Origin of the sequence: Oxyplasma meridianum (genome assembly GCF_038024865.1) — an archaeon.
In the GTDB taxonomy this organism is placed as follows: Archaea; Thermoplasmatota; Thermoplasmata; order Thermoplasmatales; family Thermoplasmataceae; genus Oxyplasma; species Oxyplasma meridianum.
In genome coordinates this window covers 109,739-128,377 of record NZ_CP133772.1, presented here as the reverse complement: position 1 = coordinate 128,377, position 18,639 = coordinate 109,739, and the positions used below count along the sequence as shown (strand labels likewise).

Sequence of the window (18,639 nt, the reverse complement as noted above, 5' to 3'; positions counted from 1 at the left end):
CCCAATATCTCTCAAGTGATAATATGATTGTGGCATGGAACCACCGCTGGTGCATAAAAACTTTTCATAACGATGTAAAGGATCCGTGTATTGGATATTATCAGGTGCGGATACGGAAAGGGTCGCTTATAAAGGCGATGATCTCCTTTTCTGCCTATGCTCTACTCTCAATAATGATGAGAAAGTTACGGAAGCTTTTCAAAAGGCTTCTGAAGACCATAAGCGAGTGTTCAAGAGCAATAAAAAAGCTTCGAATTTTCAAAAAGAACGCCAAATCAAGGTTATTTTTAAGATAATTGAAAAACTATTGTCGACATTTTAATAGATTTCATTATACTTTTGTTCACTTTTTGAACTACAGTACCCTATAAAGATAGCCTATCAACAGATCGATATACTCATCTCTTGCCAACGGAAAAACGCTTTCACTATTCTTTTCTTTCAAGTAATTTTCTGCTTGTATTTGTCATGCCAATTGATATTCTTCTATCTTTTTTATTGATTTCAACTAGGTAGTTAGCTTTTAAAATTCTCACTCTTCTTGAAATGGTTGATTTTGATAAAGTTAACTTTTCTGCAATATCTGATAAAGTTAGTGGAGTTTTCTCGATTAATTTTAACAGATCATAATTTTTGCTAGCATTGCGAAATAGGTCTTTGGCCTTTGATATTTCTACTTTTGTCGTCTTGTCATTTTCCTTGTTATAAAAAACTACAATCACGTCATGATTAATGGCAAAGAAAGTTAACGCTGATATTGCAATTCCAGGTCCAGCGCTAACGTTCACCCACAATGGTTTACCCATATTTACAATTAAATTTTCTAAGTTTGCTAAAATTTCAAAAAAATTGAAAATATCTTGAATCTCAATATATCTACTTCTAACATTCGCAAAAGCTAAAAATTCTCCGATTTTTTTTGTGGTTTCCATCGACTTTTCATTTCGAGTCCCCAGTAAAACCAATTCGTCAATCGTTTTAGTCATTCTAAGGAATGGTTTTATTACTAATTCTGGGTGAAAACCAGAAATGGCTATTGCATACCTCACATGTGAGTATTCGTTTCATATTAATAGATTTTTTGTGCAACGTTGCAACGAATTTAAAATCTAATGTGATTTACAAAAACATTTTTATAATTTAAAGTAGGTTACCATCCAATGCATTTGATCGTTAATCTCGACTCAAATAATTTTGAAATGCCATATGATCATTCGTATCAATTATATTCTTCAATTCTGGCATTAGTTGATAATCAGAACGAAGCAGCTGCTGAAAAGCTACATGGTTTTAATCCCTCCTCAAAGTTTAGTATGAGTCAAATTATGCCAGGCGGAAAAAGGGAATTCACTAGAACTGGGTTTCGTGGGGAGAGATTTATCTTCATACTTTCAAGTCTTGATTCCTCTATAATAAATCTCTTCGAAGATTCCTTTCGTTCTGCAGAATTTATTGAACTATTTAAAAATAAATTTAAAATTTATTCTATATTAAAAAGGGAAGTTTTTCCCACCTCAGAGATTGTAACGATAAAAACCAAAAGTCCAGCGATTCTTAAGGATAAAGGCAAGTACTTATTGAATGAATCAGATGAATTAATTCTATCTACATTGAAAACAAATATCATTAATAAGTATAATAAAGTCAGAGGAACTAAGCCAGAAATACGATTTATTAAAATTTTAGGCCTAAAGCGAAAGTTGTTGGATTTAAAAGGTACAAAACTTCCGGCCCTTATGATAACATTCACCATGAGCGCGGATATAGAGATTATCAAATTTATTTTAGAAGTGGGGATTGGATCTAAAAACAAACTTGGATTTGGTTTCATAGAGGAAGAAAAAGCAGGAGACGCAAATGTATATTAAAACAGATTATAGAGATGATCAATTATTCAAAACGTCCTATTTTAGCGAAGCTTTTCGTGACCTTTTTTATCCGAGGGGTCTAGAAGATGAAAATAAATTGGAAAGGGGACCGCTGACAGTAATTCTGGAAGATTTTCCTTTAGTACCTGCAAAAGGAGGAGGTGCGAAGGAATTTATTGGCTGGCCAGACATAACATATTTCGTTCATGTGCTGAATGCGATGGTTGTTTCGGGAAAGATTTTGGAATATAAAGTCACAAAGCAAGAAACAGGAAATCCAGAGGAACGTGAGAAATTCGTTAGACTGTTTTTTTCTGCACTTGCGATGCATGATGTTGATAAGCTATTTCAAGAGGGGGTGGCTGGTGCAAACAATCTGCCAATGGTACTGGAAAAAAATAAGCAGAAAATCATCGAAATTTGTTCTTATTACCTGAATTCTCTGGGTTCACCAAAGGAGTGGTGGAATGATCTAGTTTACTTGATTCTAAGGACAGAGAACAGGAGCATGGACTATGCAAACTCTCTTGAAACAAAACTTAATAGAACTGAACTAGCAACGCTAAGCCAGTATTTAAAGTTAGGAGATCAAGTCGGGGGGATCAAGGCTAACACTACTGATGCTATATTTCATGAAATCAGTAAGCACATGGAACCAATGTTAAGTGCTCTTCATGAGCAAATCAACCTGATCCACTTTACGGACCTTCCACAGATACTTCTGCTTGAAACACTGACTAGGAATTTTGATAAATTTCTTAAAAATAATTCAAGGCATGTTCTAATCAACTTTCCGGACGCAATTGCATATTTGGGTTCACCTTTGTCTGAAAACGAATATCTTTCTATATATGAAGATTTTTCTAAAGAACTTGGTCCAACTGATGATAACATAGATAATTTGTTAGAGAGCTTCGCACCCAGTGGCAATTCGATTAGACTGGACTTCTCGTTTGATGTCAAAGCAACCACAAAAGTAATTAAAAAATATATCGAGAAATTTGGTGGCAGACTCATAATTTGGCAAGGTGAACAATGGAAAACTGAAAATCCAGACTTCGACAATCGTGCGAGGTCGCAGGGTGTTCCTATTTTTCAAGGTGATAAAAAAGGCAAAAAATTTTTTTACCTTAAGTTACCCGAGGAGAGCGAGGAACAAGCTGACGTTGAGTCTCAGAAAACCAGATTCATAGGGTTAATAGCATGTGCTCAAAGGGTCCTATACTCATGTGAGCAATCAGATCTTGACACTTCGAAGGAGGACGCGTTGGCTTTAAAGATCTTTGGCAATGGGGTCTTTAATGCCTCAGATTCCTTGCAGAAGAAAACTGTTCAAGCAATCTGCCATGCTGCTTTTTTCAAAGATTTATCGTTAGATCAAATTTCTGACGAATATGAAAGAATATGTACCAGTATATCATCAATACTGGTCCCAAATTTTGATGAAAGTAAGATAATTGATTACCGGGAATTTTTTGACAGAGCGCTAGGAAATAGCGTGTTAATTCAGGAACCACCAGATAAATCCCAAATGTGTCTGTATTGCGGTATTTTCGCTGAAGATCTTCTCAAAGAGGAAAATTCCTTTGGTATAAAAGCAACGAGTGGAACAGGCAAAAAGATAACAGTTCTGAAGTATGATAAGAATAAGTTTAATGGCAAGATCTGCAAATATTGTTCTAGAGAAAATTCTTTGAGGCGATCCTTGCTTGGTAAGGAAAACGAATCATTGTGTATGCATGTATATTTAGGAGACTATATAGTTCCAGTCAACTTAGAGTTCGTAGTGGACTCTCTAAGGGGCGTTTTGAACAGTTCTGCAGATTTAAGGTTCGAGACAGAAGCAGATTCTTCAAACACTAATAGGATAGTATTCCGGGTGGGAAAAAGATCAAAAAAAGACCTTGGATACCACATGATACTTTTCGTTTCTAAACCTAAGAAGAAAATAGAGGAATTTTATACTCTATTTAAGACATTGAACTTCATATCTAAAACTGGAGTAAAAATCCGTCTTACCTCACTTATTTCATCAAAGAAGATCTTTGATCCTATGTTTGAGTGGGATAATGCACCAAGCTGGGTGAAAAATTTTAAAATGGATAAAGTAAGGATAGATCAGATAGAAACGGCAGCCAAGGAGTTGGACCTTATATATTGGGTTTCAAAAATCAGCAAAAAAAAGAATGCTCTTGCATGGGTAATCCACGAAGTAAATAGAGGTAAGAGAGGTATCTTTCAAATTATTTACAGGAACATGCTTGGTGATTTAGGGCGCATTGAGATAGATCATTATTCAAAAGTAAAAGAGGGAGTTGAGTGGTATATGGAAAAATATGAGCGAGAAATAAATAAGAGTGGTATGGCAAAGGTAGTAGAAGAAGCATGTGGGATAGCAACGTCTGGACCAAAATCAAATAATGAAAACACTTGGATGATGCGTGAAGCTATGAAGCTCTATCTAAGATATTTCAAAGCAGACGACAATGATCTAAAAGAAAAGATTGCAGGAAAAATATGGGAGTACGCAAAAAGACAGAAGTATTCAGGTAAGGAAACTCAGATTCACGCCATAGGCTTTTCTGAAGCATTTGTTGACTTTATGAGAAAGGAATTTAAGAACAGGATTCCAGGAAACGATTACAGAAAGGACTTGATAGCACAATTTGCTCTTGTATATAATTTGGAGATGTGGAAGAAATTAAAAAGCAAAAAGAAGGAGAATGAAAAAAATGAGTGAGGAATTAAGAGAATATATATATTCTAAAATCGGTGAGAACAGCTTTGCTACAAAGGAAGAGGACGGCATACCAGCTATGGCACAGAACAAGAGAAGGGTAGTAACTATTTACGTCCTGAGAGAAACTATTGCGCCTATGATAGACAGAAGCGATGATCCGGAATCTTCTGTTTCATTGGTAATGCCTACTGAAGATGGTGAAATCGAGGTTATAGAAGTACCCGCTCGTAAATTTAAATCAAAGGAAAAACTGATGGGACTAAAATTATGTCGCACGTTCAAGGTAATTGATGCGGGCTATGAATACAATAGCGTTAGTTCCATTTCCTATCTAGGAAATCCAAATTCGGTTATTTTCGGTGACAGCGTTGTTGAAGGAGGAGATGCGGGACAGGCAATGCTTCCATCACGGGTACTCTACTCCAGCTCATACAGCATTCGTAGCAGATCGGAGATAACAAAACAGCTCACCCACAACTCGTTATCTGAATCTGGAACCATGTGGGACAGAAGAAATGAAGAAAACAGGACTAGCCTCTTCAACACTGAATACATTATTCCTGGTGTTTACTTTCCATCATTTATAACAATGATTAATCCAACACCTGAATCACTCATCCACATGATGCTTTGCCTTAAGCAGAGAAGTTATGGTGCACAGACGTCGATCACTGGCCCAAATATAAAAAATAACATTGTGTGTATATACTCCGGGGAGGTAGAATTACCCATTACCTCGTTTACAGTGTCAAAAAATTCGCATCCAAAAGTTAAATGGGAACAAGATCAAGAAAAATTCAAGGATTCTGTTAACAAATTTGTTGTCGAGTCGATGTTGGAAGAGCATACGGGAAGGCTGACCTTTGGCCATGATATTGAGGATTTTAATATGCGTATTGATAATCTCTCAGCATCAGAACTGCAAGCCGTATACGATAGGCTAAAATCTGATTCTCAGGAACTGGTGAAATATGCGAAAATTACGCCAAAGGATAGGAAAAAGAAGGCAACCAGTAAAAGTGAAGAGCTCAAATCCGCAGAGGATTCAGATGAAAGCGTATGAACTAAACCTCCTGTCTCCACTTTACTATCGTAGCAGAATAGAGTCTGGAGCTGCAGGTGCAACAACAACATCTCCATGGATTGGGGATTTGGCCATGATGTATGCAATTAATAGCTCTCTTGGGCTTGAGCATATAAAATTCGGTTACACTTCTCACAAGCCTAACTATGGCGAAATCGTAAAACTTGGTTTTCTCTTAAGCGTACTTGAACCCATATCTCCATGCAAATATACCAAAGTGTTTGACATTGCGACCAGCTTTATTAGTGAAGGATATCCCCAGGGCAAGGCCATACATGATTCTAGTAATGCGCCCATGCGTAATTGGATGAAACGCCAGGGTATTGAACCAGGTAACAGGTTCTCCTTTTTCTCTTTCTTTAGCGATAATTTTAGGGATCTTCCGTCAAAATTTACCGTTAGGTTGGGAAACACCAGAGAAAGTCTTGCGCTTGTTACAGAAATACCAAAGAATGAAATGAAGAAAGAGTTAACCTTGAATCTTTACAGTCTCTCCATCGCTCTCAAGTCAGAAAGATTTCAAGAAATCCTAAGAGAAATAAAAGCTGGGAGATATTCTATGCATATTGAGCAGGTAGCCCCCCAATACGTGCTAGCCAAAGAGGTATCGGTTAAAGATGCTCTGGAAATCCTTGAGCCATATGCGTGAGCCATTTTATGATCAAGAAAACATTCATTTTCCAGCCCCAATATCTGCCACTTACCAATAATATGCAGCTCGGTTTCAGACTTCACGAATTCCAGGTCATTGTTAAGGACATCTTAGGCATGTCGGAGGATTGTCTCTTTTTAGACGCCCCAACAGCATCGGGAAAAACACTTTCTTTTATCCTCCCAAGTGCGTGTAACAATCTAACACTAAGGAGGGCTAAAACCTTAGTTATTTCTCCTACAAACCTGCTCATTTCACAAACCTACGAAGAGATAAGTGAATTGATCAGGGAGAAACCAGAAATTCAAGATATGAGATTGTCTAGAATTAACAGCAGATCTTTCGTAGGGTTGAAAATTTATGAAAGGGCTAAAAAGATAAGGGGTGAGTTCATTAACAATGACATAGTGATATCAAACCCAGACGTTATTGCGCTTTTTCTTTCTGGATTCTACGACAAGTCTTACAAAAATGGACCCGGGGCTGAATTCACAAGAGTTCGCAGTACAACAGATATCTTCTCTGAGCTTGACATAATTATATTTGATGAATATCATGTATATTCTGAGGAAGAACTTGGAAAAATCTCAGCATTCCTAAATTTATGCAAATTAACAGGAAAAGTTCCTAAGATTATTTTTACATCAGCAACGCCGCAATATAAGATGAGAGAGATGCTAATCACTTTAGGATTCACTTACCGTGATTACCATGTGAATGTATCTCAAGTTGAATCCGCCGACGCTCGCTGCATAAGGGGCGAGATCAAACTGTCGGTAACTGATCAGCCCATTAAGGATTCATTATCTGATGCTTTCATTAATGAAGGAAAGGTGCTTTATCTCTTTGATCACAAAATTGAAGCAGAAAAAGCCAGATCAAAATTGATAGAAATGGGATTAGAAAGCAAATATATTAAAGATTTAAGTGGTTTTTCAAACAGGGCATTAGAGAAGAAAGAATCAAGCGCATTAGAAAGGTGCATAGTGGCTACGAATGCCGCTGAGCAGGGCTTAAATTTAGACGTTTCCATTGCTCACATAGAACCTGGCTTATATATTGAAAATCTAACACAAAGATATGGGAGAATAGGGAGGAGGGGCCAACCCGGTTCCATTTTCATACATCTGAAAGACTGGCAGGTTGACAAGGTATCGGACCATTTGGCTGACTTTTCTGATTTAATTAATGAACTTGAAAAGATATTCTTTAGCAAAGATCTTTTTATGTCGAGAATTAAAAGGCATTTCGCCGCTTTTATGGCACTCTGCTCAATCGAGGATAAAAGAGGCATAATTGCATCTCAAATAAAGAATTCTGTTGAGAAAATCAATGACAGTACTATAACTAAAATATACAGGGCAATAATTGCTTTCGAAGATGCGATAAAAAAACTTTCAAAACTAAAACAACCAAATCCCGAGGATATCAAAGACCTAAATAAGTGGTGGGATTCTTTTCTGCTTTCAATTGGATTTTTCAGAGGAGAGTCAACAAGTGTTTTTATTCGTTTAAAAAGGGATGGTGAATATATGGATACCACCGAGGATATTGTCTGGGTAAAAAAAATGTGCATAACTGAAACTATAAAGGACGAAAAACACAAATTATACCTGATATCGAGTTTCAAGGAGGTGCCTTCTTTAGTAGAACTTGAATTTAGGCTACCGCTGGGAACACTCCGGGTCACGGAGCGAGAATTATTTGACCGAAAAGGATTCGCAACTAGTTATTGCAAAAAAATATCTAGTTACCTGTTGGATGTATTTGAAGGTTATGGAATTGATATTTCTGAAATGACAACAAACTTTAGACAATTAGTTGAGATAATTTATCCAAATATGCTTATGCCTAAGGAGGTAGAACTTGCTTCAGAATCCCAAATTATCTGAACAAAGAGGCGTTACCGGAAACCACTTTTTTGATTTTTTATCCTGTACTACCCGCCTTTGGCTTTCTAATAAGAGAATAAATGTTGGCCTTGATAACGAGCACATAATGATTGGAAACTACATTGATGAAAAGACAAAACCGAGATCGAGAAAAAGGTTAATAATCCAAGGTCTCTGCTCGATAGACTATATAGAAGAAAAAAGTGGCATTGAAGTGCATGAAGTTAAGAAAGGAAGGACCCCTACCGAACCCCACTACTTTCAGCTTTTATTCTATATGCAAATAATTTATGAATTAACTGAGAAAGAGCCCTTAGGATTTCTTCACTTGCCGCAGGTTAGGAAGGTTGTTAAAGTTATCCGCGATGAAAAAAAGGTCTACGACGCTTATAACGAAATAGTTAAGGTTTTGTCAGGGCCTTGTCCCAAACCAAAATTAAAACCAATCTGCGTAGGTTGCAGTTTTATGGAGATGTGTTGGGCATGAACAAGAATTACTACCTGTTTTCCAATGGAATTCTCTCAGCTGATCAGTCGGTATTTCGATTCGATGGAAAGGATGGAAAAATGGTAAGAATCCCAGTTGAGGGAGTAAGTGCTTTTGATTTATACGGTGGAGTTTCCATCACATCAGGCGCACTAAACTTAGCGACGCAGCATAATATATGCGCCCATATTTTTGGATATTACGGAAATTATCTTGGATCATTTTGGCCAAAAGAAGCTTACTTCAGTGGTGATCTTACGATCAAACAAGCGCTAGTTTACTCGGATTACAAGCGTAGGTTCTCTCTTGGGATGAAGTTACTAAAGGGCATACAGCGAAATATGTATGCTCTCCTTAAAAAATATAATGGAAACGTAAGCGATCTAGAACTCAACGTAACTGACAACACCATTGAAGCTCTTATGCTCGCAGAGGCAAGGATGCGAAAGTTATATTATAGTCAACTGGATGAAATTTTGGACGACGATTTTAAGATTGGCGCCAGAAAAAAAAGACCACCAACAAATTATGGGAACTGCCTTATCTCATTTGGCAACTCGCTTCTCTATTCTGAGTTCGTAACTCAGTCAAGGAAGACATCAGTTAACATTACCATCCCATTTTACCATTCTCCTGAATCTGGAAGATTTGCATTGGCATTAGATCTATCTGAGGTATTCAAGCCAGGACTAGTAGACAGAATGATTGTTGGGATGACCAAACAGGGAATAATAAGGGCATCTAATGATCACTTTCATGATATCGGGAATGGAATATTACTCAATGAAACCGGGAAGAAAATATTCGTTGAAAATTGGGAAAATTGGATGAACATGGCATCCTACAATGTAATATTCAAAAGGAAGGTGTCTCACCGGGAACTGATAAAAATGGAAATTCATAAATACGCTAAGGAAATTGAAGAAATTGAGGATTACAACCCAATAAAACTTCCAAAGGATTAAACATGCATATTATTATAGCCTATGATGTGGAGGCAAAACATACAGAAAAATTTAAAAAAATTTGCCAAATTTATCTGACAAGGGTTCAAAACAGTGTATTTGAAGGAGATATAGAAAAAGCAGATTTAATGCGATTAACGGATTCCTTAAGAAGAGAGGCAAAAGAAAATGAAACGATACGCGTATGGATAACATCGAGGATTCTTGATACTATTCGTATAGGTATATCAAAAGATTTAGAAAATGGGATTATATGAAACCTTACGATATTCAGATCTAATTAAAAGCAAATCAAAATGGTAAAATTTAAATCTCAATATATTGGAAAAAACGGTCACCCCTTAGATTGAGATCACAAAAACTTAATAGATGCTTCAAATTTTGTTAAACAAGTATGAGGAAAATTTCGCAAATATTTAATAATAGCGCAAAAAATCTTGTCAGAAATTTACTCTATAAGAGATTGATACAAAAATGCCGAAAAATAAAGGCTCGGAAACGATTTTGTCAGAAATTTACTCTATAAGAGATTGATACTTGTCTTAATATAATTGTCATAATGAACGAATTGTGTCAGAAATTTACTCTATAAGAGATTGATACTGATCAAAACACTCTCTAATTTCAAGCAATTTATCCGTCAGAAATTTACTCTATAAGAGATTGATACTAATAATTTCCTATAGAATAAGCGAATGCATCTGAACGTCAGAAATTTACTCTATAAGAGATTGATACACAACAACCTCTGTTTACTTCCTATACTACAGGCTACGTCAGAAATTTACTCTATAAGAGATTGATACATTACCGCTATTGGATTATTAACATCATTTATCTTGGGTCAGAAATTTACTCTATAAGAGATTGATACATTTATTTAGAATTTAAGAATGAAATTGAAAATAAAGTCAGAAATTTACTCTATAAGAGATTGATACACTCTAAGGGTGATAACCTTTGAGTGGCACATTTAAGTCAGAAATTTACTCTATAAGAGATTGATACATGAAGTGTCTTCTGGAAATATATCGAATACCACGTCAGAAATTTACTCTATAAGAGATTGATACATTATGATCCAACTTTAATTGCCGAATTCAAAAGAATGTCAGAAATTTACTCTATAAGAGATTGATACCTGTTAAGGCTAATATGCCAATCACTACAAATATAAGTCAGAAATTTACTCTATAAGAGATTGATACTAATCAGGGAATTATTGATAAAACCTGATGGTTCAAGTCAGAAATTTACTCTATAAGAGATTGATACGGCCTGGTTGTCTGATAATAAGAATCATCTGCTATTTGTCAGAAATTTACTCTATAAGAGATTGATACTAAAAAAAGATTTTATGGACTGAATTGTTGAATAACGTCAGAAATTTACTCTATAAGAGATTGATACAAATATATGATTAAAACCTATTTCTTGTTGTATTTTGTCAGAAATTTACTCTATAAGAGATTGATACTTTTATAACTATTTTCAGAGAAATAATTTAAAATTACGTCAGAAATTTACTCTATAAGAGATTGATACAGATAGAACGCGTATTATGGGAGAAAGGAATAGTTCGTCAGAAATTTACTCTATAAGAGATTGATACTTCTCTTTTTGTTTTTTAAACTGGTTTATAAATTCGGGTCAGAAATTTACTCTATAAGAGATTGATACTATTACTCTTCCGCTTCTATTTCTAAGGCTTATTTACGTCAGAAATTTACTCTATAAGAGATTGATACTGGATACTACCCCTCAGTGCTCACGTATTTGTCCGCGTCAGAAATTTACTCTATAAGAGATTGATACCTTGTACACCCCCGAATAACTGTAGGGGAAGTACTCGTCAGAAATTTACTCTATAAGAGATTGATACAGTACATGTCCCAGCGAAGAGGGCGTGGACCTGGGGGTCAGAAATTTACTCTATAAGAGATTGATACGCTTGTTCACCCCTTGACGTACTTGTAATAGAAGATTGTCAGAAATTTACTCTATAAGAGATTGATACTTTTAAGCTGATCTGTATATATTCCTGAGGGGTCCCGTCAGAAATTTACTCTATAAGAGATTGATACCAAATCACGTAATTAATTTTCTTGACAGTTTTAACGTCAGAAATTTACTCTATAAGAGATTGATACTATTGAACTCGGAAATGGCATCTGGCGTTTTATCGCGTCAGAAATTTACTCTATAAGAGATTGATACGAAGTCAAACAAAAGAAAAAAGAAAAAGAGAAAAATGTCAGAAATTTACTCTATAAGAGATTGATACATTTTGAAAATCATAAACGTCAACATTGAAAAAATATGTCAGAAATTTACTCTATAAGAGATTGATACTTAATCCTATCACTCACTCTTTTCACCTTTCTTCTCTTGTCAGAAATTTACTCTATAAGAGATTGATACACGACCTCGGCTGCCGTAACGGACACCATCTATGCAAGTCAGAAATTTACTCTATAAGAGATTGATACAAGAAAATGGTAGGTAGAAAACTTCTTCAGTATAGGTCAGAAATTTACTCTATAAGAGATTGATACAATATAGTGCGGGTGTTTTTGATTTTCCTATGATCGTCAGAAATTTACTCTATAAGAGATTGATACAAGATAATTTGATATCTTTATTTAAAGAATTTCAAAGGTCAGAAATTTACTCTATAAGAGATTGATACTAATGAATATTGCTGATACAACTATTCCCATATATTGTCAGAAATTTACTCTATAAGAGATTGATACCCAGTCTCCTTCATACCCCAAATCCTTAATTAAATCGTCAGAAATTTACTCTATAAGAGATTGATACTCAGTCGAGAGCTCCTTGTGTTTGAAAGTTTGATTAGGTCAGAAATTTACTCTATAAGAGATTGATACAATACCACTATTGAGATTTGTTGGATTGTTATTTATAGTCAGAAATTTACTCTATAAGAGATTGATACCTGGTTGCGCTAAAGGAGAACGTTCCGAATTATTGGTCAGAAATTTACTCTATAAGAGATTGATACTATTGACTGCTAAAAAAGATATATACGGTGGTGCGTGTCAGAAATTTACTCTATAAGAGATTGATACATTGGAGTCCAGGGCACACTCGAGGAGGTCCTAAGTCAGAAATTTACTCTATAAGAGATTGATACTTTTCATGGCCTTCAGTTGTTTTAATTAAACTATCTGTCAGAAATTTACTCTATAAGAGATTGATACGATAAAATAATTGAGTTTTGTCTTGTGTCAGTAAAGGTCAGAAATTTACTCTATAAGAGATTGATACAAAGCTATGACTGGGTTGTATTCATGATCCTTGTGATGTCAGAAATTTACTCTATAAGAGATTGATACACAATCATCGAGAATTAAAACACAAATATGGCCATCGTCAGAAATTTACTCTATAAGAGATTGATACGTCTGTGAGCCTGCGGGAGCAAGCGCCAGAATCGTGGTCAGAAATTTACTCTATAAGAGATTGATACGCATACTGAGTTATCAAACCTGCTCCCGCCAGCAACGTCAGAAATTTACTCTATAAGAGATTGATACCCTTGTGGTCAAAGGTTTCATCAGGGCTTTTACTCTGTCAGAAATTTACTCTATAAGAGATTGATACGCAGCGTGGCGGGCTCTGTCATAGGAGACATCGGAGGTCAAAAATTTACTCTATAAGAGATTGATACCTGAAGGACCTCACTTTCATATCCTGGGATTCGGTTGGGTCAGAAATTTACTCTATAAGAGATTGATACAAAATTAGAGTTTGATCACTTACACGGCCTCATGTTGTCAGAAATTTACTCTATAAGAGATTGATACTGATCAAACCACCTCTCTAATTTCACACAATTTATCGTCAGAAATTTACTCTATAAGAGATTGATACTGAAAAAAGATTTAGAAAATCCTGTCATAGGAGGGATGTCAGAAATTTACTCTATAAGAGATTGATACTTTTTCCTTAATTCCTTTAGTATAAATTTAGCATACGTCAGAAATTTACTCTATAAGAGATTGATACGTTGTATCATTCATAAGTATATATAACATTATTGGTCAGAAATTTACTCTATAAGAGATTGATACCAATATTGTGCAGGAATGCGGTTGGGTGCATAAGGGTCAGAAATTTACTCTATAAGAGATTGATACTTGTTTCAATGGATCTAAAAGATATGATAGTAGAATGTCAGAAATTTACTCTATAAGAGATTGATACTAATAATTTCCTTTATAATCCATATCATGTTTTATTGTCAGAAATTTACTCTATAAGAGATTGATACCCTATTACAATCACAAATATTATAACAGCAAATAAAGGTCAGAAATTTACTCTATAAGAGATTGATACAAAATCAGTGTGTTTAAAATCAGTGTGTTTTAATTCGTCAGAAATTTACTCTATAAGAGATTGATACTTATATTTTAATGATCGTGTAATTTCCAATTATAATGGTCAGAAATTTACTCTATAAGAGATTGATACATTTTACACGTGAAGTTGAAAATGAAATAGAACGATGTCAGAAATTTACTCTATAAGAGATTGATACAATGAATTTGTTAATTCCAGATGCACAAATATATCTGTCAGAAATTTACTCTATAAGAGATTGATACACCACTACCACCAGTGCCACCACCACTACCACTACTTGTCAGAAATTTACTCTATAAGAGATTGATACATGTTATCACGCCCACGGCTAACGTTGTTGTCAGCGGGTCAGAAATTTACTCTATAAGAGATTGATACTGCTTTTTCTCTCATCTTTATGAATTTTTTTAATGTGTCAGAAATTTACTCTATAAGAGATTGATACGTATCAAATTTAACTTTCTCGAATACAACTAATCCGTCAGAAATTTACTCTATAAGAGATTGATACATTTATTAGTTCATTTTTATATGGCACATAGCCATATGTCAGAAATTTACTCTATAAGAGATTGATACAAACCTCCCGCACTATTTTTCTTCTTAACGGTTGAAAGTCAGAAATTTACTCTATAAGAGATTGATACGGAGGATCTAAAAGATAGTTTAGTGTGGGGGATCGAGTCAGAAATTTACTCTATAAGAGATTGATACATAACTCTGAAGAGGTTAAAACAATGAGTGCAAAAGTCAGAAATTTACTCTATAAGAGATTGATACAGCAAAACATTCCGATGAGATTGCAAGAACTCTATACGTCAGAAATTTACTCTATAAGAGATTGATACTATTTTACTATGCCATTACATTTACTAACGGGGATATGTCAGAAATTTACTCTATAAGAGATTGATACCAATAATCGAAAGTACAATCGCTTGTAATCGGGATCGTCAGAAATTTACTCTATAAGAGATTGATACGATTATGAAAAAGTCTTAGATTATCTATTGGATAATGTCAGAAATTTACTCTATAAGAGATTGATACTAATCAAATTTTATTAAAAAATCATCCAGCTGGAAGGTCAGAAATTTACTCTATAAGAGATTGATACTAATCAAATTTTATTAAAAAATCATCCAGCTGGAAGGTCAGAAATTTACTCTATAAGAGATTGATACTTATCCAGAGATCTATATGTGCTTTGCTCTTTGAAATCCCCCTGGGCCATAGTCTTTCCACGAGTAACCGGTAGCCATCAGTTTCAGAGTAGATCTCATATATTCTTTTCATTAGAATATTCATTATTTAATAAAATGTTCAAACAGATAAAGGTTTGGGATCATCCTAATTTTTATTCTGAACTAAATAGATCTCACCTTTTATGTTCATCCTTGGTAAAAGACCCACCGAACATGGCACCAAATACGCCTAAAATAAAGATTACAATAATGGTCATGGCCAGTGGGATCAGATACCCCCCAGGAAAGCCTATAATCCCTGCAACCAGATTTCCGTTTCCCATTCGATATCCAGCGTCGTAAGAGAAGATTGCAGAAAGCATACCGATTGCAGAGAAAATCCCAGCCAAGATATAGAGTGATCTTGATCTGAGCGTGAAGAATCCAAATGCTGCAGCAGGTATGGCCTGCAAATACCAAAGTCCCGTGAAAGCAAGCAAAAACGATGTTACAATGAGAATAAGAAGGGAGAATATGATTTTATAAGAGGAACTCATGGGCCTGCGCCTCCTGCATACATATAGAGAAACTGTTTTGGTGCGTTGACAGGAATAAGAGTGTAGTATGTGCCGTCATTCCATGCTACAAATGTGTTGTCGTAATACTTGCTCAGAGGATTTTCGGAGATTCCCCCGGGATATATTCCCATTGCCGTTTCAGGATGGCTCAGGTTTACAACCATTCTCCATGATGGGCCAAAATCTGAAATGGTCCCGTACGCTGCATTTATAGTATTTCCATCACCTGCTGCAGGGAGTTCTTCTGTATTGTACTGGCTTATTCCAAAAAGGCTTGAGAGGTATCTTTTATGAATGTTTCCCCATTCCCATGCATTTGAATAATTTCCGTATTTTTCATCCAGATATGACACGGTCTGGGTAAATGCTTCCAGCGAAACTGTTGTAAGGTTCCTTGTCTGATTATTCAATGGGTTGTCAAACCATGAGGAGTTTGGATCTGTCATTGTCCAATTTATGAGGTCTTCTATCAATGGACCATGATAGGTTGAATCTGAACCTAAGAAGAATGCAGTCTGGTTGAGGCCTTCTGATGCATTGATACCATACTTCTGGAGATATGGCATGAAAACATCCCTCAATATGTTCTGTTGCCAGTAGTAATATATGGTTGCGGCTGTGGAGTTTGTTGTCATATTGCCATTCCATGTACTCAGTACCTTATACGCTCCGGTGTTCTCAAGATCACCAAATTTAAGTGACTGGATCAGTGCCGGAAGAAGTATATTGGTTGTGAAATCATGTATGGTCAGTTGAATGCTTTCCATTTTTTCAGTGTTAATTCCATGTGTATCATTCAATAAGGTGTATATTTCATCCGCCCTGTAACCGGATTCGTAGTCCCAACCAATGTAGTATGGGTAATTGTCTGAAACAGTTATCTGATTGGCAGAAAACACAAATCCTCTGGTGGGATCGTAGAGGTGTGGTTCCTCTGAAATGGGAACAAAACCGATCCAGTTATATGCACCTGTTCCTGGCAGTATTCCTCTTGGATCCCCCTCTTTTATGATGGGATAATCGCCGTATGGAAAAATACCAATGTTGCCCTGTGAATCTGCTACCGCCCAGTTCTGTATTGCAACCTTAAAGTAAGCTGTGAGATTTGACACAAACTGACATACTGTTGAGGCGGTATTTATGTGAAGGAAGAAGCTCAGTTCATATGATGGTCTCAGCCCAGTCCAGTCCATTGCTATGGTGACGTTATTTGAGTTTTCAATAACAACTCCGTTATCTGATCTCTCCACTGTGATCACCTTAGGAGATTCACCCTTAACCGGAATTGTCTCATTTATGGTCTGGAAATGTTGCCATGTACCATTTGACAGATACTCATACCTGTCAGTTGCATTGACTTTTTCAGCGTAGAAATATGTTTCCTGAATCTGGCCATTTGTTGCTCCCCATGCTATTTTCGAATTGTGCCCCAATACAATTCCCGGGAAGCTTGGAAAAGTAACCCCTATTGCATTTTCTCCCGGAGATACCAGCTGAAAGCCCATCCAGATTGATGGTACAGTGGTGGTAAGGTGTGGATCATTGGCCAGCAGTGCTGACCTGTTTGATGTTTTTACACCGTTTACGGCCCAATCGTTACTGAAGTCCCTTGAATCCTGTTCTGACATTGAGAAAACAGTCCTGCTGTTATCTGCCCCAAGAATTGATGCAGTTTCTCTTCCTATGGAGTTGTAAGTTGAGAGGAAACTTGACACAGATGACTCTGCTGAAACGTTGGGGTATTCATATGATGGAGTGTAAAGGGAAAGATTTGAAATGTCCCCGGACACATTGTAAACAGAAGGATCAAGTGAGTTGGGTACAATTGGATTCTGGATACCAGCTGGGTATGCCGGATAAAGTGCCTTTATTACTTTCTCTGGCATCTGCTGCAGGGCGTAGTTGAAATAAAGAGGATCTGTACCTCCTGCGCTATTTTCCCAGATGAAAAGCTGCTGTATGGCAAAAATATCGGTTATATTCCAAGTAAGGGGAGTGAAATCTAATACCTTGAAAAGAAGCGGCATATTGGCCTGACTCAGATTTGATATATAGGCGTTAATTCCATCAACGAACTCTGTTGTAGCTCTGTAAGTGAGTCCGGTTTTTGAGAGATTTGCTACCTCTTGCTGGGCTATCTGGAAATCCTCAAGCTGTCTGAAAAATATATCCGATGACAGTTCCGATGCACCTATGAGACCTGAAAGTGTTCCAAGGGCTTCCCGTTTTATAACCTCCATCTGAGCTAAACGATACTGTGCTTCAAGATACCCCTGTTCATAATACATTCCCCAGGTGGTGTTTGAAGCAATGCCTATAAATCCGTCAGGCTCATTGAATACTGTAACTGAAGATCTGGATCCGTTTTGCGTGATATTAATTTCATGAATTCCAGTGGCATAGGGAGATATGTTTGGAGCCCATATTCCTGTGGCCGGATTCAGGAGTTTTTCAAGTGGTGGAAGAGGACCGAAAGGAACGCTAATAAGAACAAAAGCAACTGCAAGTACAAAAACAGAGATTATGAGTCTCTTTTTTGAAGCGAAAACTGACATCCAGAAAGATATAGAAGAGATTATTTAATAATTTGTTTGGTGAGAAAATTAAATGTTTGAAAGAGAGGATGCAAAGCTACGGATGATCTGAAAAGAGGTCTTTTAAATTGAGAATTCGTATTTGATGGATCTCAAGGGCTAAAATCTTTAGGAAATTGGTTGAAACCCCATCAATACGGTTAAAATGTCCTGTTTATAAATTGTGTAATTAATACTTTTATAAAAATATAATTTGAAACTAA

The 18,639-nt window shown here is 36.1% G+C and carries 11 protein-coding genes, 1 pseudogene and 1 CRISPR repeat array; of the genes and pseudogenes, 8 read left to right on the top strand and 4 right to left on the bottom strand.

What is annotated here, in order from left to right:
- Positions 1 to 428: 428 nt before the first annotated feature.
- On the bottom strand, positions 429 to 1,049 hold the full coding sequence (locus OXIME_RS00670; RefSeq protein WP_393971568.1) for a DUF6293 family protein: 621 nt from the start codon (positions 1,047 to 1,049) through the stop codon (positions 429 to 431).
- A gap of 111 nt (positions 1,050 to 1,160) precedes the next feature.
- Between OXIME_RS00670 and cas6 the strand changes: the two genes are divergently transcribed.
- From cas6 to cas2, 8 genes are read left to right on the top strand one after another with little or no spacing between them, the layout of a single operon-like run.
- Entirely contained in the window at positions 1,161 to 1,868 is a 708-nt protein-coding gene (gene cas6 / locus OXIME_RS00665; protein ID WP_393971567.1) for a CRISPR-associated endoribonuclease Cas6, read from the top strand.
- Complete coding sequence (locus OXIME_RS00660) at positions 1,858 to 4,608, top strand: hypothetical protein (protein ID WP_393971566.1); 2,751 nt, start codon at positions 1,858 to 1,860, stop codon at positions 4,606 to 4,608. The genes cas6 and OXIME_RS00660 overlap by 11 nt, the downstream gene beginning before the upstream one ends.
- Positions 4,601 to 5,671 carry a type I-D CRISPR-associated protein Cas7/Csc2 gene (gene cas7d / locus OXIME_RS00655; protein ID WP_393971565.1) on the top strand — a complete coding sequence of 357 codons (1,071 nt, stop codon included), beginning with the start codon at positions 4,601 to 4,603 and terminating at the stop codon, positions 5,669 to 5,671. The genes OXIME_RS00660 and cas7d overlap by 8 nt, the downstream gene beginning before the upstream one ends.
- Positions 5,658 to 6,341 carry a type I-D CRISPR-associated protein Cas5/Csc1 gene (gene cas5d / locus OXIME_RS00650; protein WP_393971564.1) on the top strand — a complete coding sequence of 228 codons (684 nt, stop codon included), beginning with the start codon at positions 5,658 to 5,660 and terminating at the stop codon, positions 6,339 to 6,341. Before cas7d ends, cas5d begins: the two co-directional genes overlap by 14 nt.
- Positions 6,342 to 6,349: 8 nt before the next feature.
- On the top strand, positions 6,350 to 8,236 hold the full coding sequence (locus OXIME_RS00645) for a DEAD/DEAH box helicase (protein WP_393971563.1): 1,887 nt from the start codon (positions 6,350 to 6,352) through the stop codon (positions 8,234 to 8,236).
- Positions 8,211 to 8,723, top strand: coding sequence for a Dna2/Cas4 domain-containing protein (locus tag OXIME_RS00640; RefSeq protein WP_393971562.1), 513 nt, complete (start codon positions 8,211 to 8,213; stop codon positions 8,721 to 8,723). Before OXIME_RS00645 ends, OXIME_RS00640 begins: the two co-directional genes overlap by 26 nt.
- On the top strand, positions 8,720 to 9,688 hold the full coding sequence (gene cas1, locus OXIME_RS00635; protein ID WP_393971561.1) for a CRISPR-associated endonuclease Cas1: 969 nt from the start codon (positions 8,720 to 8,722) through the stop codon (positions 9,686 to 9,688). The genes OXIME_RS00640 and cas1 overlap by 4 nt, the downstream gene beginning before the upstream one ends.
- A 2-nt stretch (positions 9,689 to 9,690) precedes the next feature.
- Positions 9,691 to 9,945 (top strand): CRISPR-associated endonuclease Cas2, encoded by a 255-nt coding sequence (gene cas2, locus OXIME_RS00630; RefSeq protein WP_393971560.1) that lies wholly within the window; start codon positions 9,691 to 9,693, stop codon positions 9,943 to 9,945.
- Positions 9,946 to 10,127: 182 nt separating this feature from the next.
- Positions 10,128 to 15,264: direct repeats of the CRISPR family, unit length 31 nt; unit sequence GTCAGAAATTTACTCTATAAGAGATTGATAC.
- Positions 15,265 to 15,268: 4 nt separating this feature from the next.
- On the opposite strand, the pseudogene OXIME_RS00625 reads toward cas2, so the two are convergent.
- The 3 genes and pseudogenes from OXIME_RS00625 to OXIME_RS00615 all read right to left on the bottom strand — a co-directional run.
- A pseudogene (locus tag OXIME_RS00625) lies at positions 15,269 to 15,388 on the bottom strand (DUF488 domain-containing protein); the annotation flags it as partial.
- A gap of 70 nt (positions 15,389 to 15,458) precedes the next feature.
- Positions 15,459 to 15,821 carry a hypothetical protein gene (locus OXIME_RS00620; protein WP_393971559.1) on the bottom strand — a complete coding sequence of 121 codons (363 nt, stop codon included), beginning with the start codon at positions 15,819 to 15,821 and terminating at the stop codon, positions 15,459 to 15,461.
- Positions 15,818 to 18,397: a penicillin acylase family protein gene (locus tag OXIME_RS00615; protein WP_393971558.1), complete on the bottom strand. Its 2,580-nt coding sequence runs from the start codon at positions 18,395 to 18,397 to the stop codon at positions 15,818 to 15,820. The genes OXIME_RS00620 and OXIME_RS00615 overlap by 4 nt, the downstream gene beginning before the upstream one ends.
- Between the last annotated feature and the right edge of the window lie 242 nt (positions 18,398 to 18,639).